Annotated in this window: 31 protein-coding genes, 1 tRNA gene and 1 pseudogene; 16 read left to right on the top strand and 17 right to left on the bottom strand. The window is 54.4% G+C overall.

What is annotated here, in order from left to right:
- Position 1: 1 nt before the first annotated feature.
- Together SIB58_RS06920 and fmt are read left to right on the top strand one after the other, a co-directional pair.
- A complete protein-coding gene (locus SIB58_RS06920) occupies positions 2 to 1,369 on the top strand; it encodes a TldD/PmbA family protein (protein ID WP_067325500.1) in 1,368 nt (455 codons plus the stop codon).
- A gap of 24 nt (positions 1,370 to 1,393) precedes the next feature.
- Positions 1,394 to 2,401 (top strand): methionyl-tRNA formyltransferase, encoded by a 1,008-nt coding sequence (gene fmt / locus SIB58_RS06915; RefSeq protein WP_067325503.1) that lies wholly within the window; start codon positions 1,394 to 1,396, stop codon positions 2,399 to 2,401.
- A 25-nt stretch (positions 2,402 to 2,426) separates the two neighbouring features.
- On the opposite strand, the gene SIB58_RS06910 is transcribed toward fmt, so the two are convergent.
- Entirely contained in the window at positions 2,427 to 3,569 is a 1,143-nt protein-coding gene (locus tag SIB58_RS06910; RefSeq protein ID WP_231857059.1) for a DEAD/DEAH box helicase, read from the bottom strand.
- Here SIB58_RS06910 and SIB58_RS06905 point away from each other — a divergent pair.
- Entirely contained in the window at positions 3,477 to 3,677 is a 201-nt protein-coding gene (locus SIB58_RS06905) for a hypothetical protein (protein ID WP_231857079.1), read from the top strand. The genes SIB58_RS06910 and SIB58_RS06905 overlap by 93 nt on opposite strands.
- 107 nt (positions 3,678 to 3,784) lie before the next feature.
- On the opposite strand, the gene SIB58_RS06900 is transcribed toward SIB58_RS06905, so the two are convergent.
- Genes SIB58_RS06900 through SIB58_RS06890 form a run of 3 tightly spaced genes read right to left on the bottom strand, consistent with a single transcriptional unit; the run spans position 3,785 to position 5,074 of the window.
- Positions 3,785 to 4,018, bottom strand: coding sequence for a hypothetical protein (locus SIB58_RS06900; protein ID WP_369813424.1), 234 nt, complete (start codon positions 4,016 to 4,018; stop codon positions 3,785 to 3,787).
- A complete protein-coding gene (locus SIB58_RS06895) occupies positions 4,015 to 4,350 on the bottom strand; it encodes a DUF6464 family protein (protein ID WP_066907388.1) in 336 nt (111 codons plus the stop codon). Before SIB58_RS06895 ends, SIB58_RS06900 begins: the two co-directional genes overlap by 4 nt.
- 4 nt (positions 4,351 to 4,354) lie before the next feature.
- Positions 4,355 to 5,074 carry a TerC family protein gene (locus SIB58_RS06890; protein WP_066907385.1) on the bottom strand — a complete coding sequence of 240 codons (720 nt, stop codon included), beginning with the start codon at positions 5,072 to 5,074 and terminating at the stop codon, positions 4,355 to 4,357.
- Between the two features lie 37 nt (positions 5,075 to 5,111).
- On the opposite strand from SIB58_RS06890, the gene SIB58_RS06885 reads away from it, so the two are divergent.
- Positions 5,112 to 5,912, top strand: coding sequence for a hypothetical protein (locus SIB58_RS06885; RefSeq protein WP_066907382.1), 801 nt, complete (start codon positions 5,112 to 5,114; stop codon positions 5,910 to 5,912).
- Between the two features lie 77 nt (positions 5,913 to 5,989).
- Here SIB58_RS06885 and SIB58_RS06880 read toward each other — a convergent pair whose 3' ends face one another.
- Complete coding sequence (locus SIB58_RS06880; RefSeq protein ID WP_066907379.1) at positions 5,990 to 6,310, bottom strand: MgPME-cyclase complex family protein; 321 nt, start codon at positions 6,308 to 6,310, stop codon at positions 5,990 to 5,992.
- Positions 6,310 to 7,056, bottom strand: coding sequence for a pyridoxine 5'-phosphate synthase (locus SIB58_RS06875; RefSeq protein ID WP_066907727.1), 747 nt, complete (start codon positions 7,054 to 7,056; stop codon positions 6,310 to 6,312). The genes SIB58_RS06880 and SIB58_RS06875 overlap by 1 nt, the downstream gene beginning before the upstream one ends.
- A gap of 134 nt (positions 7,057 to 7,190) precedes the next feature.
- On the opposite strand from SIB58_RS06875, the gene SIB58_RS06870 reads away from it, so the two are divergent.
- From SIB58_RS06870 to grxD, 4 genes are read left to right on the top strand one after another with little or no spacing between them, the layout of a single operon-like run.
- A complete protein-coding gene (locus SIB58_RS06870; protein ID WP_074159308.1) occupies positions 7,191 to 7,886 on the top strand; it encodes a lysophospholipid acyltransferase family protein in 696 nt (231 codons plus the stop codon).
- 25 nt (positions 7,887 to 7,911) lie between these two features.
- Entirely contained in the window at positions 7,912 to 8,445 is a 534-nt protein-coding gene (locus SIB58_RS06865) for a hypothetical protein (RefSeq protein WP_066907376.1), read from the top strand.
- A 56-nt stretch (positions 8,446 to 8,501) separates the two neighbouring features.
- On the top strand, positions 8,502 to 8,735 hold the full coding sequence (locus tag SIB58_RS06860) for a BolA family protein (RefSeq protein ID WP_066907374.1): 234 nt from the start codon (positions 8,502 to 8,504) through the stop codon (positions 8,733 to 8,735).
- Between the two features lie 30 nt (positions 8,736 to 8,765).
- A complete protein-coding gene (gene grxD / locus SIB58_RS06855) occupies positions 8,766 to 9,089 on the top strand; it encodes a Grx4 family monothiol glutaredoxin (RefSeq protein WP_066907371.1) in 324 nt (107 codons plus the stop codon).
- On the opposite strand, the gene SIB58_RS06850 is transcribed toward grxD, so the two are convergent.
- Together SIB58_RS06850 and SIB58_RS06845 are read right to left on the bottom strand one after the other, a co-directional pair.
- Complete coding sequence (locus tag SIB58_RS06850) at positions 9,090 to 9,956, bottom strand: alpha/beta fold hydrolase (protein WP_066907367.1); 867 nt, start codon at positions 9,954 to 9,956, stop codon at positions 9,090 to 9,092. It lies immediately after the preceding gene.
- Positions 9,957 to 9,968: 12 nt separating this feature from the next.
- The gene (locus tag SIB58_RS06845; RefSeq protein ID WP_066907364.1) at positions 9,969 to 10,238 is read right to left on the bottom strand and encodes a DUF6761 family protein; all 270 of its coding nucleotides are present in this window, start codon (positions 10,236 to 10,238) and stop codon (positions 9,969 to 9,971) included.
- Positions 10,239 to 10,315: 77 nt separating this feature from the next.
- Here SIB58_RS06845 and SIB58_RS06840 point away from each other — a divergent pair, with 77 nt between their 5' ends.
- Complete coding sequence (locus SIB58_RS06840) at positions 10,316 to 11,080, top strand: response regulator transcription factor (protein ID WP_369813423.1); 765 nt, start codon at positions 10,316 to 10,318, stop codon at positions 11,078 to 11,080.
- On the opposite strand, the gene SIB58_RS06835 is transcribed toward SIB58_RS06840, so the two are convergent.
- Genes SIB58_RS06835 through SIB58_RS06805 form a run of 7 tightly spaced genes read right to left on the bottom strand, consistent with a single transcriptional unit; the run spans position 11,055 to position 16,624 of the window.
- On the bottom strand, positions 11,055 to 11,615 hold the full coding sequence (locus SIB58_RS06835; protein WP_066907722.1) for a hypothetical protein: 561 nt from the start codon (positions 11,613 to 11,615) through the stop codon (positions 11,055 to 11,057). The genes SIB58_RS06840 and SIB58_RS06835 overlap by 26 nt on opposite strands.
- A gap of 3 nt (positions 11,616 to 11,618) precedes the next feature.
- Entirely contained in the window at positions 11,619 to 11,903 is a 285-nt protein-coding gene (locus SIB58_RS06830; RefSeq protein ID WP_066907361.1) for a hypothetical protein, read from the bottom strand.
- Between the two features lie 57 nt (positions 11,904 to 11,960).
- The gene (crtH, locus tag SIB58_RS06825) at positions 11,961 to 13,511 is read right to left on the bottom strand and encodes a carotenoid isomerase (protein WP_231857058.1); all 1,551 of its coding nucleotides are present in this window, start codon (positions 13,509 to 13,511) and stop codon (positions 11,961 to 11,963) included.
- A 28-nt stretch (positions 13,512 to 13,539) separates the two neighbouring features.
- A complete protein-coding gene (locus SIB58_RS06820; RefSeq protein ID WP_066907359.1) occupies positions 13,540 to 14,493 on the bottom strand; it encodes a cation transporter in 954 nt (317 codons plus the stop codon).
- Positions 14,474 to 15,850, bottom strand: coding sequence for an FADH(2)-oxidizing methylenetetrahydrofolate--tRNA-(uracil(54)-C(5))-methyltransferase TrmFO (trmFO, locus tag SIB58_RS06815; protein WP_067325505.1), 1,377 nt, complete (start codon positions 15,848 to 15,850; stop codon positions 14,474 to 14,476). The genes SIB58_RS06820 and trmFO overlap by 20 nt, the downstream gene beginning before the upstream one ends.
- A 57-nt stretch (positions 15,851 to 15,907) precedes the next feature.
- Positions 15,908 to 16,030: a photosystem II protein Y gene (locus SIB58_RS06810; RefSeq protein WP_066907355.1), complete on the bottom strand. Its 123-nt coding sequence runs from the start codon at positions 16,028 to 16,030 to the stop codon at positions 15,908 to 15,910.
- A 60-nt stretch (positions 16,031 to 16,090) separates the two neighbouring features.
- Positions 16,091 to 16,624 carry a gamma carbonic anhydrase family protein gene (locus SIB58_RS06805; protein WP_067325508.1) on the bottom strand — a complete coding sequence of 178 codons (534 nt, stop codon included), beginning with the start codon at positions 16,622 to 16,624 and terminating at the stop codon, positions 16,091 to 16,093.
- Positions 16,625 to 16,821: 197 nt separating this feature from the next.
- On the opposite strand from SIB58_RS06805, the gene SIB58_RS06800 reads away from it, so the two are divergent.
- From SIB58_RS06800 to SIB58_RS06780, 5 genes are all read left to right on the top strand, one after another.
- Positions 16,822 to 16,893: transfer RNA gene (locus tag SIB58_RS06800), tRNA-Lys, on the top strand.
- Between the two features lie 57 nt (positions 16,894 to 16,950).
- Positions 16,951 to 17,334, top strand: a complete 384-nt coding sequence (locus SIB58_RS06795; protein ID WP_066907349.1) for a response regulator — start codon at positions 16,951 to 16,953, stop codon at positions 17,332 to 17,334.
- 545 nt (positions 17,335 to 17,879) lie between these two features.
- The gene (locus SIB58_RS06790; protein WP_066907346.1) at positions 17,880 to 18,125 is read left to right on the top strand and encodes a Nif11-like leader peptide family natural product precursor; all 246 of its coding nucleotides are present in this window, start codon (positions 17,880 to 17,882) and stop codon (positions 18,123 to 18,125) included.
- 267 nt (positions 18,126 to 18,392) lie between these two features.
- On the top strand, positions 18,393 to 18,641 hold the full coding sequence (locus SIB58_RS06785; RefSeq protein ID WP_066907343.1) for a Nif11-like leader peptide family natural product precursor: 249 nt from the start codon (positions 18,393 to 18,395) through the stop codon (positions 18,639 to 18,641).
- 190 nt (positions 18,642 to 18,831) lie between these two features.
- On the top strand, positions 18,832 to 19,107 hold the full coding sequence (locus SIB58_RS06780; protein WP_066907340.1) for a Nif11-like leader peptide family natural product precursor: 276 nt from the start codon (positions 18,832 to 18,834) through the stop codon (positions 19,105 to 19,107).
- Positions 19,108 to 19,681: 574 nt separating this feature from the next.
- On the opposite strand, the gene SIB58_RS06775 is transcribed toward SIB58_RS06780, so the two are convergent.
- Entirely contained in the window at positions 19,682 to 19,987 is a 306-nt protein-coding gene (locus SIB58_RS06775; protein WP_156486528.1) for a hypothetical protein, read from the bottom strand.
- A gap of 130 nt (positions 19,988 to 20,117) precedes the next feature.
- Positions 20,118 to 20,396: a DUF3104 domain-containing protein gene (locus SIB58_RS06770; protein WP_369818619.1), complete on the bottom strand. Its 279-nt coding sequence runs from the start codon at positions 20,394 to 20,396 to the stop codon at positions 20,118 to 20,120.
- A gap of 138 nt (positions 20,397 to 20,534) precedes the next feature.
- Here SIB58_RS06770 and SIB58_RS06765 point away from each other — a divergent pair, with 138 nt between their 5' ends.
- Together SIB58_RS06765 and SIB58_RS06760 are read left to right on the top strand one after the other, a co-directional pair.
- Positions 20,535 to 20,792 (top strand): Nif11-like leader peptide family natural product precursor, encoded by a 258-nt coding sequence (locus SIB58_RS06765; protein ID WP_066907334.1) that lies wholly within the window; start codon positions 20,535 to 20,537, stop codon positions 20,790 to 20,792.
- A gap of 152 nt (positions 20,793 to 20,944) precedes the next feature.
- Positions 20,945 to 21,121 (top strand): annotated as a pseudogene (locus SIB58_RS06760) (Nif11-like leader peptide family natural product precursor); the annotation flags it as partial.
- Positions 21,122 to 21,247 lie beyond the last annotated feature (126 nt).

Raw genomic sequence — 21,247 nt, 5'->3', positions numbered from 1 at the left:
CATGGCCAATGCACCACTCAATGTCAGGTCACTTCAGGATCAACTCCAATCGCTGGCCAGCCGTGAAGGAATTTCGAGATGGGACCTGGGCGCCAGTCGCAGCAGCAGCGCCTCTGTCCAGGTTGACCGTGGTGAGGCCAAGCAGCTGAAAGCTTCACAACGCAGTTCGATCACCATTCGAGTGTGGAATCAACAGGGGTTGGTTGGCATCACAAGTACCTCTGATCTTTCCGATTCAGGGTTGGAAAAAGCGCTGATGGGTGCTCACCAGGCAAGTGGTTTTGGGAATCCAGATGATGTTCCTGGGTTTTCCCCTCTCGCCACTGCACCTGAGCCGGATCTGCACCGCCCGCTTCAGGATGCTCAGGGTATTCAGAGTCTTCTGAATCAACTTCTGGATGCTGAAAAACAACTGCTGGGTCGTCATCCGGCGATCGGCACGCTCCCCTACAACGCCATGAATGAGGGCAGTAGTGAACGCATTTACCTGAACAGCGAAGGTGCCTTGCGACAGGCTCAGCGCACTCAGGCGAGCATTTTCCTGATGGCTCGCGCTGAGGAAAGCGGTCGCAAACCACGCAGCGGTGGAGCAGTCCGAATAGCTCTAGGCAGCCGCGATCTTGATGTTGAGGGGTGCATCAATGAAGCGGCAGAACGCACCATCAGCCATCTCAACTATCAGCCGATCGACACCGGTCGTTACCTCGTGTGTTTCACGCCTGAGGCCTTTCTTGATCTGATTGGTTCATTCAGCAGCATGCTCAGCGCCCGTGCCGTTCTTGATGGTTTGAGTCTCAGCAAAGCAGACTCGATAGGTGATCAACTAGCTGTTCCTTTCTTCAATCTCACCGATAACGGTCTGCATCCTGCCCATGTCGGAGCGATGCCCTTCGATGGAGAAGGAACGCCAACTCGAGCCCTTCCCTTGATTCGCGAGGGATGCCTGGAGAACTTCCTACATTCGGAAGCCACTGCACGGCATTTCGGAGTGGAGCCAACAGGTCACGCAGGGATGGGTGCCAAGGTGTCTGTTGGTCCCGACTGGTTTGAAGTCAGTCGCACTCCGTCGATGAGCACAGGAGCCGACCATCTTGACCACACCACCACTCCTGACAGCTTCGTATTGATTGAAAGTCTCAGTGCCCTGCATGCCGGTGTGAAAGCCAGTCAAGGAGCGTTCTCCCTGCCATTCGACGGTTGGCTTGTCAAAGGTGGCGAGCGCATTTCCGTTGAAGCAGCAACTGTGGCTGGAGACATCCGCGAACTCTTACGTTCGATCGTGCATCTTGAACCTGAATCCGTTATTACCCATGAAGGTGTCAGTCCCTACGTATGGGTTGATGGTTTGGCGATCACCGGTGAAGCCTGACCAGTCAGGGCTGATTCATTGGTCGTGAAAATCCTGTTCTGGGGAACTCCCCTTTATGCAGTGCCCACACTGGATGCACTGGACAAGGCAGGGCATCAGATTGTCGGAGTTGTCACTCAGCCTGATCGTCGTCGAGGGCGCGGTAAACAACTGATGGCATCAGCTGTGAAAGCACGGGCTCTGGAACTCGGTCTGAAGGTTTACACCCCGGAAAAAATTCGCTGTGATCATGCCTGTCAACAAGAGCTTACTGATCTCGGAGCTGATCTTTCTGTCGTGGTGGCGTTCGGACAGATACTGCCCACCGAAGTCTTGACTCAGCCACCTCTCGGCTGCTGGAACGGCCATGGCTCCCTGCTGCCCAGGTGGAGGGGAGCTGGCCCAATTCAATGGTCCATCCTTGAGGGTGATGTTCAGACTGGAGTAGGTGTGATGGCGATGGAGGAAGGACTGGACACCGGTCCAGTCCTCATGGAACGAAAGCTCGATATCGGATTGCTTGAGAACGCGCATCAACTCGGAGCACGACTGAGCCAACTCACAGCGCAGCTGATGGTGGAGGCGATCCCACGGATTGAGGCCGCAGGACCCGGGACGGAACAGGAGCGACATCGCAGGTTGGGCCTGCGCTGCCAGGCACCTGACGTCAGCTACGCGCGGATGCTCGTCAAGAGTGACTACCAGGTCGACTGGTCCGCTTCAGCATTGGCAATCCATCGCAAAGTGATGGGCCTGTATCCAGGTGCAATGACCTTCTGGAAGGGAAAGAGACTGAAACTGCTGGCCTCTGAACCGCTGATTGAAAGGCTTCGAGACGAGCTCAGCCCCGGCGCACAACAGTTGCTTGGCCGCTGGCCCACCGGTCAACATCAGGCTGGAACTGTTCTGGACAGCAATGAGCAGGGTTTGGTGGTCAGCAGTTCGGGTTGTCCGCTGCTGATTCGTGAAGCACAACTGGAAGGGAAGAGTCGAAGCAATGGTCGGGCTCTCGTTCAGCAATTGCAGGCCATTGCGGGCGACACGCTCGGCTGATGATCGAGAGCTCCCATGGCACTGTTCAGCGTCTGCGCTGGCGTGATACGGGAGTAGTGCTGCGACGAGTGCGCTGGTTGCTGCGTTGATGACTGCGCCGTTTACCACCGCCAAGGTCCAGGGGTGGTGCCGTCAAAATCGTTGGCTCGAATCCCTTCACCTGTTCCTTGCGCAACGCCTCGCCTGTGAGTCGCTCAATTGCCTTCAGGAGGAGGGATTCCTCAGCGGCAACAAGCGAAATGGCATGACCGGTTTCACCGGCGCGCCCGGTGCGACCAATGCGATGGACATAATCCTCCGCCACGTTGGGAAGATCCAGGTTGACCACGTGCGGCAACTGCTGGATATCAATTCCTCGTGCAGCAATGTCGGTCGCCACAAGCACCCGCACACTGCCCTGCTTGAAGCCCTGAAGGGCTCGGGTACGAGCACCCTGGCTCTTGTTGCCATGGATCGCGGCCGCTTCTAGTCCTTCCTTGCTGAGTTTCTCCGCGACCCGGTTGGCTCCATGCTTGGTCCGCGAAAACACCAAAACCTGACGCCAATTCCCGCTTCTGATCAGATGACTCAGAAGGTCCGATTTCCGTTTCATGTCACAGGGGTGAACGACCTGCTCAACGGAACGTGCGGTCTGATTTTCCGGTGTGACCTGAATCTGCAGGGGTTGATGCAGCAATCCGGTTGCCAACTTTCGGATCGGTGGGCTGAACGTGGCGGAAAAGAGCAGGGTCTGTCGTTGCTCGGGCATCAGCCGAATCAATCTGCGGATGTCATGGATGAAGCCCATATCAAGCATTCGATCCGCTTCATCCAGCACGAGACATTCCAACTGATCAAAATGCACAACACCCTGCTGATGGAGATCAAGCAGTCGGCCCGGTGTCGCCACCAGCAGATCCACACCGCCCTGCAGTCGCTCGATCTGCGGATTGATCTTGACTCCGCCAAACACCACATCACTGCGCAGGGGAAGGTGATGCCCGTAAGCACGCACGTTCTCGTGGACCTGAGCAGCCAGTTCACGGGTCGGTGTCAAGACCAGCGACCTCACCTGACCACGACGAGAGCGTCCGCCATGTCGAAGTCGTTCGAGCATCGGCAAGGTGAATCCAGCAGTTTTGCCAGTACCGGTCTGTGCCGCCGCCATCACGTCGCGACCACGGATCACCGCTGGAACGGCCTGTTCCTGAATCGGCGACGGGTGGATGTACCCCTTTTCCCTCAGCGCCTTGAGAAGGGGTTCTCCGAGTCCCAGGTCTTCGAAACCGACCTGTGAATTGACCGTGACAGAGGACTCGACGATCGTGATGGAGCCGAATCTTTCACCCTAGGAGGCGGCCAAAACCCGCTCTTTGACAGTTGCAAGGGCCTGAGCAGAGCGCATTAGGAGATCTTCCAGACGGCATTTTCAGGAATCTCTGGAGCAGCATGTGGATCGGAGGGTTCCTGCTGCGTCACTCGCCAAGCGGGAACCCTGGTATCGCGGTAGTTGCCATGTTGGATCAAAACACCTTCCTGTTCATCTGTGGTGGCATAAAAGCCGCCTTGCCAATGGGACCTCTGATTCAGACCACCACGAAACCAGACCCAACAACGCTCTCGTTTCATTGATGTCATGCGGACCAGTGACTGCAACGCTCGCATGGGCCTTCCGGAATCACGGCACAGCGCATCAGCGGACTTCGGGCATTGAAACGACAGGCTGGATCTCCAATGACCCATCCATGCTGAAACCAGCGTGCATCGGTAGGTCGCTTCTGAGGTTTCACCATCAACACGACTGAACTCAACTGGTAATGACCGGAATGGAGTCGGTAACGATGACGGCGCTGCATCACCAGAAAACTGTTGTCTTCGTGAAGGAACCAACGTCCTGGGGAAGGTGGCTCATCCAGCTCCACACGATCAAGCAGTTGCTCGCTGCCGGTTTGTCTGAGTTCCACGAGCATCAGCTTAGGACTCCTCTGCTGCAGGAGATTCACGCAGTGAAAATCCCCAGATCATCAAGCCGATCACAGCCGCAAGAGTCAGCAGCTCTGATGGATGCAGCGTCGGCATAGCCGTTATCACCATCAATTTGAGACCAACAAATCCCACGGCTAGGAAGCCGGCCGTTTCCAGTCGTGGATAAATCTGCAGCCATCGAATGAAGAGTCCTGAGGTGAAACGCAAAGCGACCACTCCGATCAAGGCACCCGTCAATACAAGTAGCAACTGATCACTGATCGCAACCGCTGCAGCAACACTGTCAATCGAAAAGGCGAGATCGGTAATCGCCAGGGTCAACACCGTTCGACTGAAACGAATTGGGTTAGTTGATGTTTCCTGTGATTTTTCGCTGATCTGATCCGTTGAAGAATTCCAATGACTGAAGCAGAGCCAGAGCAGATAAACGCCTGCAATGAGCTGAATCGGAGGAAAAGCAAGTACATATTGCGCCATCAAAATCAGTCCGACGCGCAAACCGAACGCCATCACAATGCCGAGATTTAACGCTCGACGTTCCAGTCTGGGATCACGTTGTTCTCGTGCGATTGCTGCTAATGCAATCGCATTGTCAGCGGATAAGATGAACTCGAGTGTAATAAGGACCGGCAACAGCGGCAGCAGTTCACCCAGCTGGTCAACGCCATCCAACCAGGCCGTGAGTGATGAGAGGGCAGCTGTATCCATATCTACAGCCTAGAAATGGAAGACATTGATTAGTGGAATGCGAACCCACGCCCAGCTCTGCCATATCAGTGCCGACCGATGCGTTGTTCTCGTTGAGGCCTATGAGGGAACCACACCGCTCGGGAGCTCTCTCGGTGAGGGTCGCAGCGTCACAGAGGCAGAGGATCAGGCTCTCGAGCGACTTCATTCAAGGTTCAGTTCCTCAAAGCCACCCGCAGCCGAGGAGGCAGCGATCACGTCCGCTGAGACAAGCATCGAGAGCAAGACTAAGACTGCTGGCTCGAAGCAGCCCGTGCCGATCAAGCGCGTCGCCCCGCCAGAGATAACGGCTTCCGAGGAACCCATGCAGGTCCTGCAGTCCATGCCGCCCCAGTTAACTCCTCCTGTTGATGCCTCCTCAATGGTTGAGAGGGGGCCAGATCCTCAAGCACCCAGCGAAGCACCCATTGATCCAGAGGACTGGAGTGAGGAGCTCACCGCCATTGACCTCGAACTTCAAAGGGTGGGATGGGATCGCGACAGTGAAAAGATCTATCTCGAGCGAGCCTTCGGCCATGCAAGTCGCCATCGGCTCACACGCTTCAGTGATCTTGTGTCGTATCTGAAACGTCTTCGTGTGCTTTCTCCAGGAAGTGATCCCATGCACGCGGAGATTCCTTTACGTCGATCGGATTTAGTCACACAGGGCGATGAAATTCTCAAACGTCTGCAGTGGAGTCAGCAACAGGCCAAGGATTTTCTGAACCAGAACCTCCAGGCCAGCTCAAGGCAGCAGCTCAGTGACGAACAACTTTTAGGTTTTAACATGATGCTTGAAGAGAAACTGCTTAATTCATAATCTCTTGTCTCTGATGAATACTCAAACAGCAGGCTGGAGAGTTGCGGTTCTTTCCATCAATGAGGATTGAAAAGTTTTCAATCAGCCGTTGCGATGGCATCTGGAATCTCAGCGCTGGGTGCTTCAAAACATCCATCAAGAACAAACTCAAGCCTTAATTTCATAAAAGTAATGAAGTTCGAGTCTGTGGAAACGACAGCCGCAGCGGGCTGCGGCAGCTGATCACGGACCGTCTTCATCTCCTCTGCATTGAGAAAGGCAGGTTGGCGAACCAGCCAGAAGTCGATTTCCTTGCCGTTTTCTTTGTAGTTGCGCCGCCTTTCCTTGAGAACTTCCTCCAGGGGCTCCTCCTCTGTGAGGAATCGCTCGCTTGCTGCAACGAAGTAATAGGTGGTCATCAACTTTTGCTGGCGAACAAGGGCTCACGGCGTGGATTCTGAACCAGGGAGCGCATCTCACTCACTGCGGTTTTCAAACCCACAGCCAGTGCACGGGCCACGATCGTGTGGCCGATGTTCAGCTCCTCCATTCCCTCGATAGCCGCAACTGGTTCCACGTTCTGGTAAGTGAGGCCATGGCCTGCATTGACGCGCAGACCGAGGGAACGGGAGAAAGCCGTGGCTTCAGTCAAACGTGCCAGCTCACTGGGTTGTTCAGTCCATACGGCCTCTGCGTAGGTGCCGGTATGCAGTTCAACCCAGCGTGCTCCCGCATCGCGACTGGCCGTCAGCTGCGACTGATCCGGATCCACGAAAAGGCTGACGGGGATGCCTTTGTCATGCAGTCTCTGCACCATTTTTTTCAGTTGCGGGAGCTGACCTTCCACATCCAGCCCACCCTCGGTGGTGACCTCTTCACGTCGTTCTGGCACGAGCGTGACCATGTCAGGCTTGACCCGTACAGCAATCTCAACCATCTCGTCCGTGGCCGCCATTTCCAGATTCAACCTGCTGCGGACTGTCTGCCTGAGCAGATCCACATCACGATCCTGGATATGACGACGATCTTCACGCAAATGAACGGTGATGCCGTCAGCTCCTCCCAGTTCTGCCAGCAGAGCCATGGGAACAGGATCGGGCTCCACGGTGCGCCTGGCCTGCCGGACATTGGCGATGTGGTCGATATTCACCCCGAGGCTGGCCACGATCAGTTGTTGCAAAGGCGTGAATCCTATTCAGCACGTGATCCGATGCGGCCGAAGGATCAACTGCCCAGCAGAGGCCTTGCTGCTGGGTCTTCCCCGGTAATTTCTCATGAGTGGATTTTTAGTTCGAGGCGGTGTCCAGCAGCCTGACGAAGCGTTCATCTGCCCTCGACACGGGGATCGATCCCTTCTGGGCGCCGCTTGCCATGTTTTTGACCCAGGACATGGCTCTTCATTACCTACGCGCCAGAATCGTTCTTGGTTCTGAGAACCTTCCGAAGGATGGTCCGGTTCTTCTCGCTCCAACGCACAGAGCCCGTTGGGATGCCCTGATGATCCCCATGGCAGCCGGACGACGGATCACTGGGCGTGACTGCCGTTTCATGGTCACAAGAACAGAAATGTCCGGATTGCAGGGTTGGTTTCTGCATCGCCTGGGCTGTTTCGCGGTCGACCAAGACAAACCTTCGCTGACAACCCTGAGATTCGCTCTCGACCTGCTTGAGAGCGGTCAGCAGCTGGTTGTCTTTCCTGAGGGACACATCAGGAGAACAGACGCACCAATCACGTTGGAACAGGGACCAGTCCGACTGGCACAACTGGCTCATCGGCGTGGGATCGATGTGCAGGTTGTCCCTGTTGGTCTTGCCTACAACCCTGCTGTTCCAGGTCCACGCAGCCGCTCAGCAATCTGTTTTGGCCAACCTTTGTTTGTTGATGGCAAGGGCAAGGAGGAGGCCCTTCGCTTCAATCATCTGCTGGCCGAGCGGATGCATACGGCTGAACAAGCGGCCCGAGAGGCCATCGGACGACCGCTGAATTGCACTTAAAGTCCGCGCATTCAAGTTTGGTTTCATGGGCACCCGCCTTCTTTGCACAGCGTTTGCCCTTACTGCAGGTTTGTGCATCACCCCTGCATTGGCCCAGTCGGAATCAGATCCATCAGGATCCACCACCAAAGTGCTTGCTTCAAGTGGATCGGGATTCAACGTCTCGTCCGTTGAAGCCTTGATTCAGCGTGGAGATGCAGCAGTGGCATCCGGCAACCTGGCTCAGGCCAAGAAGGATTACGACAACGCCAGGACAGCGTCCAAGCAACTTCTGGCCTTCTACCGCGATCTCTCTGGATCATTCCGTGGTCTCGATGCCCGGATCCCCAGGGAAATGGATACCAAGGGACGTGCAGCACTGGCCCTGCTCGCTCAGTCAAACCTCCGTCTTGCAGCGCTCTTCCGCCGGCAGGGACAGCCCGAAATTGCTGTGCCTGTGCTGGTTGAAGTTGTTCGATTGATGACACCAGCCAAGCCGGAAGGTCAGAAGGCTTATCAGAGTTTGCTCGAACTCGGCTTCGTCGATACCCCCTACCGGGGCGCGAGCGCTGGTGAGTGATCTGAGTCACACGCGACATCCATCTGCCAGCATCAATTGAGTTCAAGCTCTGTTCCGTGGTTCAGCCTGACGCCGTCTCTTCCGCAATTCGTCGCGCTATCCCAGATGCGCAGGTGAGCGTTGAGGATCTCACCGGTGGTGGTGATCATCTTCAGGTGAGTGTTGTGTCGACTGCCTTCGACGGTCTCAACCGCATCCGGCAACATCAGCTTGTTTACCGAGCCTTGCGGGAGGAGCTGGCTTCTGAGGCGATTCACGCCCTTGCTCTCAACACCTCCACACCCAACTGATTCACCTCTTTCTCTCATCGCCCGATTCCCATGGACTCACAGACCCAATCCCGCATCGAGAGCCTGATCCAGTCGAGCCCGATCTTCGTGTTCATGAAGGGCACCAAGTTGATGCCACAGTGCGGCTTCTCCAACAATGTTGTGCAGATACTCAATGCACTTGGTGTGAGCTTTGAGAGTTTTGATGTGCTCTCGGATCCCGAAGTTCGTCAGGGGATCAAAGAGTTTTCCGATTGGCCCACAATCCCTCAGGTCTATGTCAAAGGCGAATTTATGGGTGGTTCCGACATTCTTATCGAGATGTACAACGAGGGCACTCTTAAGGAGAAGTTGGAGATCGCTCTGGCCAGCTGATCAGTCCAGTTGAATCAGAAAATCGTTGATCAGCTCAACTAATGCCTGGTTGCGATCAATGTAGGTTTTATGTCCTGCATCCTTGAGCACTTCCAATTGTGCACATTCACCAATTGCTGATCGTGCATCCTGCATGGTTTGTGGCGTTGCTGTGTCGAATTCACCGCAGATGAGTAGCGTTGGATTCGAAAGATCCTGAAAGCCTGGAAATAGGTCAAGGTCGCTGAGCATTCCGTGATGCTGGAATTCACTCGGCCCCCACATCTGCGTGTACAGCTTGTGGTTCCCTCGTTGACGTTCACAACGCAAAGCATCTTGATCTGATGCCCGCGCAGAACGACAGAAGTGTCGACGTTCAAATTCCTCTTCCAGATGTACTGATCCCCCAAGCTCCAGTTGAATGTTTTTAGTCAATCGATTGCAATCGGCAATCCACCTTTGTGTGGACAACAGAGGAGATGAGAGCAAAAGGGCTTTGACTCGATCTGGATGATCAAGGCAGAACTGCGTCATGACGGCACCACCCCATGAATGTCCGAGTACATGGGCACGGGGCATTCTGAGCTGATCAAGGATGCGCAGCGGCTCCGTCGCGAAGCGCTTCAGGGTCATCTGCTCAGGCGACAGATCAGCTGGTGATGCAAAGGACCCCAGCTGGTCGTAGAAAATCGTCGGTCGTTGGTCTGCGAGGGGGTGCAGAGCGTCATAGAGCCCAACACTTGAACCACCCGGACCGCCGTGTGTGAGCAGCAGTGGAACCCGATCAGCAGCTTCGTCGCAGTGAGGTCGGTAGCAGCGGAGCTCGATCTGCCCTCCGCTGACGCTGACCGTTCTGACCGCCTCAAGTGAATGGCGATTGATGCCCATGACCGCAGAGGCTCAATACTGATTCGGATGTCTGTAGAGAGCGCTCACATCCCCGTCAGGACCGATGAAACTGGATGGATCCAGAATCCAGCGTTCAATCAGTGTCTCGAGCTTGGACAATTCCCTTGGGTCGAGATCACCAGTTCTGCGCAGAGCGTGCAAGTAGCCGTCTGCATAGAGGCGAAGCTCGGATGGGCCGTGATAGCGAGTCGTCAGTTCCTGGCAGGCATCACAGAGCGCCTGGAAGTGGCGAATGGCCTCCGGGTGCTGAAGAGATGTCATCTTTGGTGAGGACGGCAGCCTCTGTTACCAGCGTGCCTTAGGAATGGCATTAGCGTAAGACGGCTTTCGGACGCCTTGTGACCTCCTCCTCCCGCGATCTCCTCGCCCATGGAACCGGTCAGGCTCCTGTGCAGCAACTGACTGTTCCCGCGATTCCTTCTCGAGAACCCGCACGTGTTCTTGTTGTTGAACCTCATCCGACACTGAGAACCGTCCTTGTTCAGCGTCTGCGCCAGGACGGCCATCTCACTGCTGCGGTGTCGTCATCGCAGGAAGCCCTTGAGCTCTGCCAGGAGCAGTCTCCGGACCTGCTGGTAAGTGCTGAACTGCTGGAACAGAGTTCTGCCCTGAGACTTGGCCAGCAATTGCGCTGTCCGGTGATTGTGCTGACAGCCCGCAGCGGGGCTGAACCTGTTGTGGGATTGCTTGATGACGGCGCGGATGACGTGCTGCGGAAACCCTTTGGTCTTGAAGAGATGGCGGCTCGCTGTCGCACTTTGCTCAAGCGAGGCCGTAGCGGACTTCAGGAACGTGTTGCCGTTGGCCCCCTTGAGGTGCATCTGCTTCTTCGGCAGGTGACCTTGCGCGAGCAACCGGTGGAACTCAGCCCTCGCGAATTCGCGTTGTTGTGTGCACTGCTGATGCCACCTGGAATGGTGCGCAGCCGACAGGAGCTTCTGAGAATGGCCTGGCCTCCTTTCAGCGGCGGCCCACGCTCTGTGGACACACAAGTCTTGACGCTCCGACGCAAACTTGAACAGGCCGGTCTTGGTGAGGGTGGTGGCATTACCACCGTTCGTCAGCAGGGCTACCGATTCAGCCTGGATAACCTTCCGGAATAACAATCCACCCGTATCCGACGCCCATGGCTACCGCGGATTCCACGATCAGCATGCCAAGCGCCAGACCAAACAGCAGCTGGTAGGTCCAGGGTGGAGTTAACCGTCGAATCGAAGCTGTCTTAAGACCCGTTCTCTGCTCAATGATTGAGAGAAAACGATCAAACTTTTCGAGGCGTTGCGGAAGCAGCCGTTGACCCTGGTCGGTTGTGGTGAGGTAATAAACCTTTCCTCCCTGGCTTGTGCCGACGGGAACCAGCCGCTTGATCTCATCCCACTGCAGCTGCCAACCACGACGGATCAACCAGTTGCACCAAGTGGGATGGCCCACGCTGATCCCGTTTTCATCCACGTTCACCTGCTCACTGAGCATGGCCAGCACCAGTGCCAGTCCGATCGGTGCAGCAACCCAGAGGCTGAGCTTCAACCCTGGAGGTGCCATCAACGGCAACGGCAGAACGAGAGCCAGATAAACGCTGATCAAAGTCCACCTGATCAACGGCGAAAGTCGAAACCGCTCCTGAAGCGCGGCAGGCATCACTCAGCGATCCTCCGGTGAACCCGGCAATGGCTCGATGACATCGTTGGGGCGGTAATCACCGTTGAAGACTTCTTGTTCTCGACCCTTCCAGAATTCACCCAGACGCATGAGGTCAGCATGGGCCTCCTGAATTGATTTGAGGTAGGTCTCAGGGGTCATCTGGTTACGCGCTTCCTTCAGTTTTGAGAGTCGCAGCATCTGCAGCATCCAGGGCTTCCCCAGCTCACCGCGTTGTTCCAGGTAGCGCGCAAGTTCAGCAGAACTGGGTTGAGGAGCTGATGCCATGGCGATGAAATTCTCAGATTGACCCTAAACAGCTGATCAGGTCTCATGTGGTCAGATTCAGGCGGGAAGGGCCCAGGGATTCAGACCGAGATCCGCTCCGATGCGATGGCTGCAGGCATAGCCACTGAAGGCAACCGCATTCAATCCCTGGCCCGGGAAGCAGGAGTCTCCAACGCAATAGAGACCGTTCAAACCCGTTCGATTGAACGGCATCGGCAGCAGCCCCGGCAGTCGACCTGCCGGAATTGGTCCATAGGAACCGCCCATCCGCCCGAGGAAGCGACGATGGGTACGAGGACTTCCGACCTCCTGAAGTTCGATGGCCTGCGATAAACCCGGAAGAATTGACTCGAGCCGCTGGATCAGTCGGGTCGCATCAAGCTGCTTTTTGGCTCTGTATTCCTTGGGCTTCAGATCGTTCCAGTGCTGGATATCACTCATGGTGAAGCAGTGAACGATATGCCGACCCTCAGGAGCCAGGGATGGATCCAGCAGGGTTGGAATGGAAACAAAGATCACTCCCTGCTCGGCTTCAAGTTCATTCCAGTCCTCCAGCAACAAGTGATGGCAGTGGAACCCCTCGGGCACAACATCTGCCCTTACCCCGAGGTGGACTGAAAGAAACGAACTGGAAGGTTGATAACGACGACGCCAGGTGGATTCGGCTGCAGGCGTGTGATCCTTTGTGACCAGCGTGCTCTCCGGTGAACCTTCTCCAGCGAAGGTATCCCAGCGAGTGGCATTGCTCACGATGCGACTGGCTCTGAGTTCTTGACCATCGGCAAGGATCACGCCGACGGCACGACCTTGTTCGATCAGCACCTTCTTGACGCGGGTCCGATAGCGGATGGTGCCACCATGAGCTTCAAGACCTGCCACCAGCTTCTCGGCGATCGTCCCGACGCCACCCTTGGGGTAATTGATGCCGCCGGCATGGCGGTCGGAAAAGACCATGCCGGCATTGATCATGGGGGTGCGATCGGCTGGCATCACCGACCAGCAGAAACACTCCATATCGATCAGCCGAAGCAAGTCCTGATCGCGGATGTGTTTGCGAGCCACATCCCCCACATTGAAAGGCAGCCAGCGAGCCAGTCCCAGGCAAGCAAGGGGTGCCCTGAAAAAGACTTTGGCCAGATAGGCCGGATCCTCAAGCGAGAGAAGCGGCATGGCATCAAGACAGCGAAAGACTTGCCAACAGGTGTCATAAAAGGCTCTGATCCCCTTCGCTTCATCGGGAAATCTGGCGCTCATCCTGGCGATGAATCCCTCATAGTCTCGATCAACCGCCATGGTCAGACCATCAGGGAGGTGGTATTCCAGTTGCACCGGATCTGGCACCGTCTCGCAGCTCTGCCCCACATCGGCAAGAGCCCTCGTGAGCAAATTGGTGTGCCCGTGCTCGCCGAATCCGAAGATCATCGAAGCACCAACGTCGAAGGTGTAACCCCTGCGTTGAAAGCTGCCACCTGAACCTCCTGGAATCAGGTACTGCTCAAGCACCAGGGTTCTGGCCCCTTTGGCAGCCAGCTGAGATGCAGTCACCAGCCCTCCAATACCTGAGCCGATCACGATCACATCCCAGTCTGGGTTTGAGCTCACGGCCACACCTCAGAAATTGCTGCAGCCTTAGACCCTAGGAAACACCGGCTGCAGCGAAGGGTGGAGTTGCGGTCAGAATCACTTCGGTACGAACAGGACAGTTGAGCAGGGACTGACATCGCTGCTGGATGCGATCACGGATCAGGTCGATGGCGCCTCCGTCCATCGGTTGACTTGGATTCAAATAAACGACCACAAAGGCCGTCCGACCGACCTGATAAACCGTGAGATCAAGAAGCCAGCAAGACAGACCTGCCAGCAGATCCTCAAGGGCGAGCCGGGTGCTGCGGATCAGATCGGTCTCGGCCGAGGCACCCGCTGCCTGTCCCAGAGCGATCAGAAAGCCCTGTAAGGGCTCGCGCAACACCAAAAGACTCACCACCAGCACCAGTAACGAGTCGGTGACCGGAATCAGACCGGACAGCAACGTGCCATTGAGCAACGGTGCCCCGAGCAATGCCAGACCAGTCAGACCACTAATCAGTCCATCAAGCCGTGCTGCCTTGGCTTCGGTGAGCAGGATCTGGGAGTGACGCCCTGTCCTGCACCAGTCATGATGATGGCGCCAGGCAAGCCCCCAGCAGGTGGCCACCATGGCAATCGAATACCACGCGACAGGCCCGAGGCGAACAGAGCTCACGGGAACTCCGTAGGCGTAATCAATCACGGTGCTGAGAGCTGAAATCGCAGCAAAAGAAAGCACCCCCATCAGCAGCAGAGAACGGAAGAGCACGTACAACGCTTCCTGTCCGTCGTAGCCGAAGGGATAGGCGCGATCTGGCGGTCGCACGACGTTGCGACTGATCCTTGCGGCCACAAGGCCAGAACCCACCATCACCGCTGAATAGAGGCCATCCAGCAATAAAGCGTATGAGCCTGAAATCAAGTGAACGCAGACACCTGCCACCGCCATCAGGGCGCTGGCATAAACACCGATCTTCAGCGATCGGCGCTCAATCAGCCGGTCTTCAGGCAGGACAGGCGACATCAACAGACTCCTGCTTCTGTCTAGCTAGCAGCAAATCATTCAGTGCTCTGTCCCGGTAAGCGCCATAGCGACGGCGTTTGTCTTTGATCCTTTCAGGCAGAGCAGGCAACAAACCAAAGTTGGGAGGCATCGGCTGAAATTTGCCCGATGGGGCCTCACTGATGAAATGGGTGAGCGCTCCAATCATGCTCGTGGGAGGCAGATCGAACGTGGCTTGTCTTAGAGCCAGGCGAGCTGCATTGGTGCCCGCAAGCCAGCCACCCGCAACTGCAGCGGCATACCCCTCAGTACCCGTGATCTGCCCAGCGGCGAGAAGACGTTCACGCGTTCTGAACTGAAGGGTGGGGTGCAACAGCTCAGGGGCCTCGAGAAAGGTGTTGCGATGCATCACGCCGAAGCGCACGAATTCAGCTTGTTCAAGACCTGGAATCATGCGCAGGACCCGTTTCTGTTCGCCCCATTTGAGATTTGTCTGGAAACCAACCAGATTCCAGAGGCGGCCGTCTCTGTCCTCCTGACGCAGTTGGACAACGGCATGGGCACGTCTGGCACGTCGCACATCCCGATCGTTGACATCACCCCAGCGTGGATCCCAGAGACCAATCGGCTTCAGCGGTCCATAGCGCATGGTGTCTTCACCACGGCGTGCAAGTTCCTCGATCGGTAAGCACCCTTCAAAAAAAGTGGCGCTGTTTTTTTCGAAGTCCTTCAGTTCAGCCTGTTCGGCGCTCAGCAGCGCTGCCCGAAAGTCTTGATAACGAGGCTGGTCCATCGGGCAGTTGATGTAATCAGCGTCGCCCTTGTCGTAACGGCTGGCTCGGAAAGCCTTTTTCATATCAATGGTTTCACCATCGACGATCGGACTTGCAGCATCAAAGAAGTGACAGTCATCACGGCCTGTGAAGGCGCGAAGTTCATGGGCCAGTGCATCGCTGGTCAGCGGGCCTGTCGCCAGGACCGTGATTTGATCTGCGTCAGGCAGATCCATCTGTTCACGACGTTCGATCGTGATCAGAGGATGCTGCTGAAGGATCTCTGTTAAGGCGGCGCTGTAGCGTCCGCGATCAACAGCCAATGCACCACCTGCCGGCACTGCATGAGCATCTGCGGTTCGGATTACCAATGAACCCAGTCGACGCAGTTCCTCCTGCAGCAAACCAGCTGCGCGGTCACTGCTGAGAGCCCCAAAGCTGTTGCTACAGACAAGCTCAGCAAATTCACTGCTGTGATGAGCAGGGGATCTTCTAAGCGGGCGCATTTCGACCAGATGGACCGGCACCCCCGCTTGCGCAACCTGCCAAGCAGCTTCGGTACCGGCCAAACCGGCTCCAATGACAACGACGGGTCCGACGCTCAAGAAAGATCAATCAACCGATCTCAACCCTATCGATCGGTACAGAAGTGATCAAAAGGGTCAGACTTCTCCGCGCTTGAGCATCATTTGCAGTTGACCGACGGCAGCACGGCTGATGTTGTAACCAGCCCAGCCCAGGGCAATCAGGATTGGAGCTGCCACGATGACGACGCGAAGGTCCATGGTTTCTAGGGATGGTCGGCAAATCCTAATGAATGCATGCGCAACGAAGGATCGAAAGCGTCAGTCCGTTTGGTTTTGCAGCATTTCAGCCCACTTGGCAGCCAGATGGGCGTAGTGAACCGCGTGCTGTTTCTGTTCAAGCACTGCTGAATCGCTCTGTTCGCGTTTCACCTGAGCGGGCACACCGGCCACCAGGCTGCGGGGTGGAACATTACGTGTCACAACTGCACCGGCGGCAACCAGCGCGCCTGCCCCAACGGTGACACCGTTGAGAACGATCGCTCCGATCCCAACCAGACAACCGTCTTCGAGGGTGGCTCCATGAACCACTGCGCGATGGCCGATCGTGACATCGGATCCGATCAACACTGGCGATCCAGGATCACCGTGAAGAACGGCACCATCCTGAACATTGCTGCCTGGTCCGATCACGATGGCTGACATGTCACCCCTCGCCACGGCAGTCGGCCAAAGGCTTGCACCTGCAGCGATCTCGACGTCTCCCATCACAACAGCACTATCAGCAACCCAGGCCTGAGGATCAATCCTTGGAGAACCAATGTTCAACGAGTCTCGATTGGGCGAACCATTCATCAGTTCACAGTCCTGAACTCGGAATGCCGATTCAAGCGGTTGAGATCAACGCCTGACCAGATCAGACCACATCTTCAAGCCAATTCAAGCGGACCTCGATTCAGGAGAGCTCGTGGACGACGGTGGGTCAGGGTGATATTTTTCTTGGGTGCTTGAGGGCACAGCCTGTTCCGGATCGGTTGTTCCGGCTCAAGTGAGGGTCGCTAGCTCAGCGGTAGAGCACTCGGCTTTTAACCGATTGGTCCTGAGTTCGAATCTCAGGCGACCCACTTCACCATCACCGCTGGGACCCAAGTGATGATTGGGACATCTGACCAGAGTTGACCATGGATGAAAAACCACGGGTCGCTTTTGTCGATGATGATCCGCGTCTTCGCAGTCTGATTGCGGAAGAGTTGCTGGATGAAGGTGTACACCCTGTCGCTTGCAGCAGCGGTCAGGAATTACTCGATTGCTTGGAGGCAGAAGAGATTGACCTCATCTTCATCGATCTGATGATGCCGGTTATGGATGGACTGACCTGTCTGCGACATCTAAACGAGCGCACAGAGAATGTTCCGATCCTTGTCGTCACAGCATTCAATGACGATGTCAAGCGGCAGGAATCAATGGACAATGGTGCGGTTGACTACGTTGTCAAACCGGATCTTTTTGAGCGTCTTCCTGAGCTGCTGGATCGACATCTCAAAACTCCAAGAAGTACAACTTAAATCGCATCAATCAAGGGAAAAACTTAGACCTGGAGACCAGGTGAAGAATTTAAATTAATTATCAATACCAATTTGAGTTCATTTCTCTCGATCCCAATGCTCCTGGGCTTGAGTGAACAATCAGGCAGAGGCGAAATCAGGCTCCGCCTGAATTCAGGTTAAAAGCAAACAACTCATGCAAAGCGCGAGTAGTTAAAGCCCTTTTATCCAGAAGATACAGCAAAAGCTGCCGCTGATGCGAGACACATAGAAGCCTGGCAGGAAACGCTAAAAGCCAACATATAAAAATAGTCGACCTGTCTGAAGAGGAATGGTCATCGATTCCTGGAGTGCCTAAGAGTGGGTTAATGCATACTGTTGATGCAGTGAATTCACCTAGGCTTAAAAATCAAACCCTGGCTACAATGGCACGGGATTTTTGTTCTTTATTAGTTCAAATAAAAGTCTAAATCGTCTGGTAACAGCTGGCACAAATAAAAACAGAAATTATAAGCCAAAAATCTGCAGCAGAACATTGCTATGACTACTTAAGTGACCTCATACCCATGTCAGAAGAGCAACTCAAGGCTTTCCTCAAGAAAGTCAAAGGTGACAGCAGACTTCAGGAGAAACTAAAAGCAGCAGCTGATGTTGACGCTGTTCTTGCAATTGCAAAGGAAGCTGGGTTTATGATTTCTGCTGATGACGTTCGAAGTGAGATTTCAGAAGAGGAGCTGGAAAGAGCTGCTGCTGGAGGGAAAGATGGGACTTGCACAAAGTGCGTAACAGAATGTAAAGGAAGGTATTGCTGACCGGCGCTGGAGTGTGCCGAAAATGAACATATATTGCAGTGTGACGAACTTTGCTGTCCGTACTGCTGCTCCTATCATTCTCAGCACCCCCCTGCTAACCCCGGACTGCTCATCTAAGCCCCTGCAACCCTTTCTTCATTAGCCTGACTAATCTTACAAATCAGCCTTCAATGCCTGGCACGATTGAGAGCAGTAAATATTAACCAAAGATTAACCAAAGTTGCTGCAGTAGACCGTTGCTATGACTACTCAACAGACCTGATACCCATGTCCCTAGAACAACTCAAAGCATTTCTTGCCAAGGTCAAAGGTGATTCCAGCCTTCAGCAAAAACTAAAAGCAGCAAAGACACCTGATGAAGTCGTGTCTATCGCCGAAGAACATGGTCATGAATTCACTGCTGATAAAATCAGTCAGCTCAGCGAGGAGGAGCTAGAAGTTGTTTTGGGCGGGGCGCTTCAATCAACTATACAATCAGAAAACTGTACATTTAGAGGAGCCAACTGCCAACTTTAATGTCGTCGTTTGCAAATTAGTCGTTAATCAGATATGCTTAGTCCCTGCTATCTTAGGTGCTTTTTATTGCCTTAGCGGCCTAACAACCCATAAATCAGCCTTCGATACCTGGACCGAATGAGCGCAGTAAATATTAACCAAAGATACAACAGCAGGTCGTTGCTATGACTTCTGAATAGACCCGATACCCATGTCAGAGGGACAACTCAAGGCATTCATAGAGAAGGTCAAAGGCAACACCACGCTTCAGGAGAAGCTCAAAGCAGCGGCTGATGCTGATGCTGTTCTTGCGATTGCCAAGGAGGCTGGGTTTAGTATTTCGGCTGACGATTTGAAGAAGGCTCAATCAGAACTTTCCGATAAAGAACTAGAAAGCGCGGCTGGGGGTGGGGATATAACTTGGGATTTCGTTTCCACCCTTGTGACTGCGTGTGCTGATCGTACTATGCATTGTTGCAAGAAATAGCTGAATTTTGAAATTTGGAAGAACTGATAGTCCGCTTTGGTTGATCTTAAGAACCATCAAAAGCCTACAAAGCAAGCTTCAATACCTGGCACGATTGAGCGCAGTTGAGCAGAGATCAATCTGGTCAAGGCGTTGCTCAACTAGGTGTTGACTTAGTTCTGACCTATTTACCAGAAGCGCACCAGAACCTCGTGGGGTCTACATCAGTGCCGTGTAGTGGGGTTCACCAGAAGGGCTGTGACCTTGAGGGAGTCGAGGGGGCAACACCCCACACATTCACTTCTTAAAGCCATGTCGATCAAGTCACTCTTCGTCTACACCCTTTTCCTCACGCTGGGCATTGGCTCTGTCACGAATGCCAAAGCTCTGTTGATCGAGCAGGGACCTCAACCTCAGGAGGCCGCTCAAATCGCGAAGTCCTATCTCCCTCGTGGTGTACAGCACAGGCGCTATCGAATGAGACCCAGTTTCAGAGGCCCTCGGAATGACTGGCGATGGATGTACAGAACCAGATACAGCAATGCGCCCAACCAATGGGTACGCTGGACTTCATGTAGCGGATTTACCACCAGGATCAATCCGGGTCAGTTGGGTAAATATCTGGACAGGTTGCAAGAAGACCTTTCGCTATTGCCACACCAAAACCTTGCTCGCCAGCTGACAAGGCGTATGCGGTGAACTCAGGTCCATAGCCTTGCTTGAGCACGTAATCCACCGACTCTGTTCCCACCTCACCGACTTGACCTTTCTCCGCGGTGAGCTCACACATCTTGTCGATCAGCAATTCAAACCACGCCTCGGTCGGATAGGCAGAAACTGGATTAAAGAAAACACCCATAGCCAACAGCAGTGCAGGCAGAGCATTGGGTATGTTTCTCATCTCGGCTCTCCAGTGGCTTGCTGGCTGCCACGAGGGCTCTCCATAAGCACGGAAACTAATCGTCTCCCTGGGTGTTGGCATAAGCCGGATCAATCTGGGTCAGCGTGGATCGACCGGCACCAACTTGGCCTTAGTCGGTACCGGGAAGGATGTGCGTCACCAGATCAGCGTTGACCCAGCGGATCACGCCTGAATCCACATCGGCGATCTGAAACAGGTTGTGCATGGAGGGATCACGGGCAGCACCACCGCAGTGGATCACCTGCCCCATCCACCAATCCTTGTCGGCCTTTTCGCCCGGCAGGTAATCGTGTTTCACGACAACTGTCATGCCTGGAGCGACATCCAGAAACACCGGCCTCTCTGACTCGGGTGAGCTGTAAACCCCGTGGTCAACCGACAAACCCACAAAACTAGGAAACCAGTACTAGTCCTGAATGGGAGAGTCTGCTCAGCTCCTTTTAGAAGGGCCAGGCCGGATGGTGCCCGGAGTACGGGTGACGCTGCAGCTGGCCATGGCTAAGCCTTCTGTACTGGCCAGTCACCCATGTCAGAAGAGCAACTCAAGGCATTCCTGGAGAAAGTCAAAGGCGACACCAGTCTTCAGGAGAAGCTGAAAGCTGCTGCTGATGTTGAAGCAGCTCTTGCGATGGCGAAAGAAGCAGGATTTAGTATTACTGTTGATGAATTGCAGACGTTTTCAAAACTTTCAGAAGAAGAACTTGAAAACGTGAGTGGAGGTAATTCTGATAATAAACATTGTTACTATTACACCTCTGGTATATACACTCGGTGTGACGATTAAAGCTAAAATTTTGGAGTTATTTGCAACCCAAATGTGTATCTTGCATGGACATTGGTGGTTAGTCAGATCACTCCCTAGAGACAATCAAAACTTTCTCAGCTACAGTTTCCGTATGTCATTATAATCATCAAAGACTCCTGAAACACATGTGAGAAGATCAACTCAAAGCATTCATCACTAAGGTTCAAGCCGATACTTCACTGCAGGAACAGCTCAAGGCAGAAGGAGTTGATATTGTTTCTATTGCAAAGGCTGCAGGCTTCTCCATTACCGCAGATGACTTAAACATTCATCGCCAAAACCTGTCTGATGTAAAGCTTGAGGTTTGAGCTGGGGGAACCTGGTCCAAAACTGTCAATTGTTGGCGCTGCGCTTATACGCTAAACACCATTGGCTGCGTGCCGCAGTGCGGCGCTAATCCTAGGCTTGGCTGTGCTGAACTTACTGATTAGCAG

It is taken from the genome of Synechococcus sp. MIT S9504 (genome assembly GCF_047497135.1).
Taxonomy (GTDB): Bacteria; Cyanobacteriota; Cyanobacteriia; order PCC-6307; family Cyanobiaceae; genus Synechococcus_C.
This window is presented reverse-complemented; position numbering and strand designations above follow the sequence as displayed.

Excerpts from the sequence above, each read along its gene's own strand:
- SIB58_RS06920 (WP_067325500.1), top strand. The coding sequence starts at position 2 with ATGGCCAATGCACCACTCAATGTCAGGTCACTTCAGGATCAACTCCAA.
- SIB58_RS06905 (WP_231857079.1), top strand. The coding sequence starts at position 3,477 with ATGTCGAAGTCGTTCGAGCATCGGCAAGGTGAATCCAGCAGTTTTGCC.
- SIB58_RS06900 (WP_369813424.1), bottom strand. The coding sequence starts at position 4,018 with ATGACATCAATGAAACGAGAGCGTTGTTGGGTCTGGTTTCGTGGTGGT.
- SIB58_RS06895 (WP_066907388.1), bottom strand. The coding sequence starts at position 4,350 with ATGCTCGTGGAACTCAGACAAACCGGCAGCGAGCAACTGCTTGATCGT.
- SIB58_RS06890 (WP_066907385.1), bottom strand. The coding sequence starts at position 5,074 with ATGGATACAGCTGCCCTCTCATCACTCACGGCCTGGTTGGATGGCGTT.
- SIB58_RS06885 (WP_066907382.1), top strand. The coding sequence starts at position 5,112 with ATGCGAACCCACGCCCAGCTCTGCCATATCAGTGCCGACCGATGCGTT.
- SIB58_RS06880 (WP_066907379.1), bottom strand. The coding sequence starts at position 6,310 with ATGACCACCTATTACTTCGTTGCAGCAAGCGAGCGATTCCTCACAGAG.
- SIB58_RS06865 (WP_066907376.1), top strand. The coding sequence starts at position 7,912 with ATGGGCACCCGCCTTCTTTGCACAGCGTTTGCCCTTACTGCAGGTTTG.
- grxD (WP_066907371.1), top strand. The coding sequence starts at position 8,766 with ATGGACTCACAGACCCAATCCCGCATCGAGAGCCTGATCCAGTCGAGC.
- SIB58_RS06850 (WP_066907367.1), bottom strand. The coding sequence starts at position 9,956 with ATGGGCATCAATCGCCATTCACTTGAGGCGGTCAGAACGGTCAGCGTC.
- SIB58_RS06845 (WP_066907364.1), bottom strand. The coding sequence starts at position 10,238 with ATGACATCTCTTCAGCACCCGGAGGCCATTCGCCACTTCCAGGCGCTC.
- SIB58_RS06835 (WP_066907722.1), bottom strand. The coding sequence starts at position 11,615 with ATGCCTGCCGCGCTTCAGGAGCGGTTTCGACTTTCGCCGTTGATCAGG.
- SIB58_RS06830 (WP_066907361.1), bottom strand. The coding sequence starts at position 11,903 with ATGGCATCAGCTCCTCAACCCAGTTCTGCTGAACTTGCGCGCTACCTG.
- SIB58_RS06820 (WP_066907359.1), bottom strand. The coding sequence starts at position 14,493 with ATGTCGCCTGTCCTGCCTGAAGACCGGCTGATTGAGCGCCGATCGCTG.
- SIB58_RS06810 (WP_066907355.1), bottom strand. The coding sequence starts at position 16,030 with ATGGACCTTCGCGTCGTCATCGTGGCAGCTCCAATCCTGATTGCCCTG.
- SIB58_RS06805 (WP_067325508.1), bottom strand. The coding sequence starts at position 16,624 with ATGAATGGTTCGCCCAATCGAGACTCGTTGAACATTGGTTCTCCAAGG.
- SIB58_RS06795 (WP_066907349.1), top strand. The coding sequence starts at position 16,951 with ATGGATGAAAAACCACGGGTCGCTTTTGTCGATGATGATCCGCGTCTT.
- SIB58_RS06790 (WP_066907346.1), top strand. The coding sequence starts at position 17,880 with ATGTCAGAAGAGCAACTCAAGGCTTTCCTCAAGAAAGTCAAAGGTGAC.
- SIB58_RS06785 (WP_066907343.1), top strand. The coding sequence starts at position 18,393 with ATGTCCCTAGAACAACTCAAAGCATTTCTTGCCAAGGTCAAAGGTGAT.
- SIB58_RS06780 (WP_066907340.1), top strand. The coding sequence starts at position 18,832 with ATGTCAGAGGGACAACTCAAGGCATTCATAGAGAAGGTCAAAGGCAAC.
- SIB58_RS06775 (WP_156486528.1), bottom strand. The coding sequence starts at position 19,987 with ATGAGAAACATACCCAATGCTCTGCCTGCACTGCTGTTGGCTATGGGT.
- SIB58_RS06765 (WP_066907334.1), top strand. The coding sequence starts at position 20,535 with ATGTCAGAAGAGCAACTCAAGGCATTCCTGGAGAAAGTCAAAGGCGAC.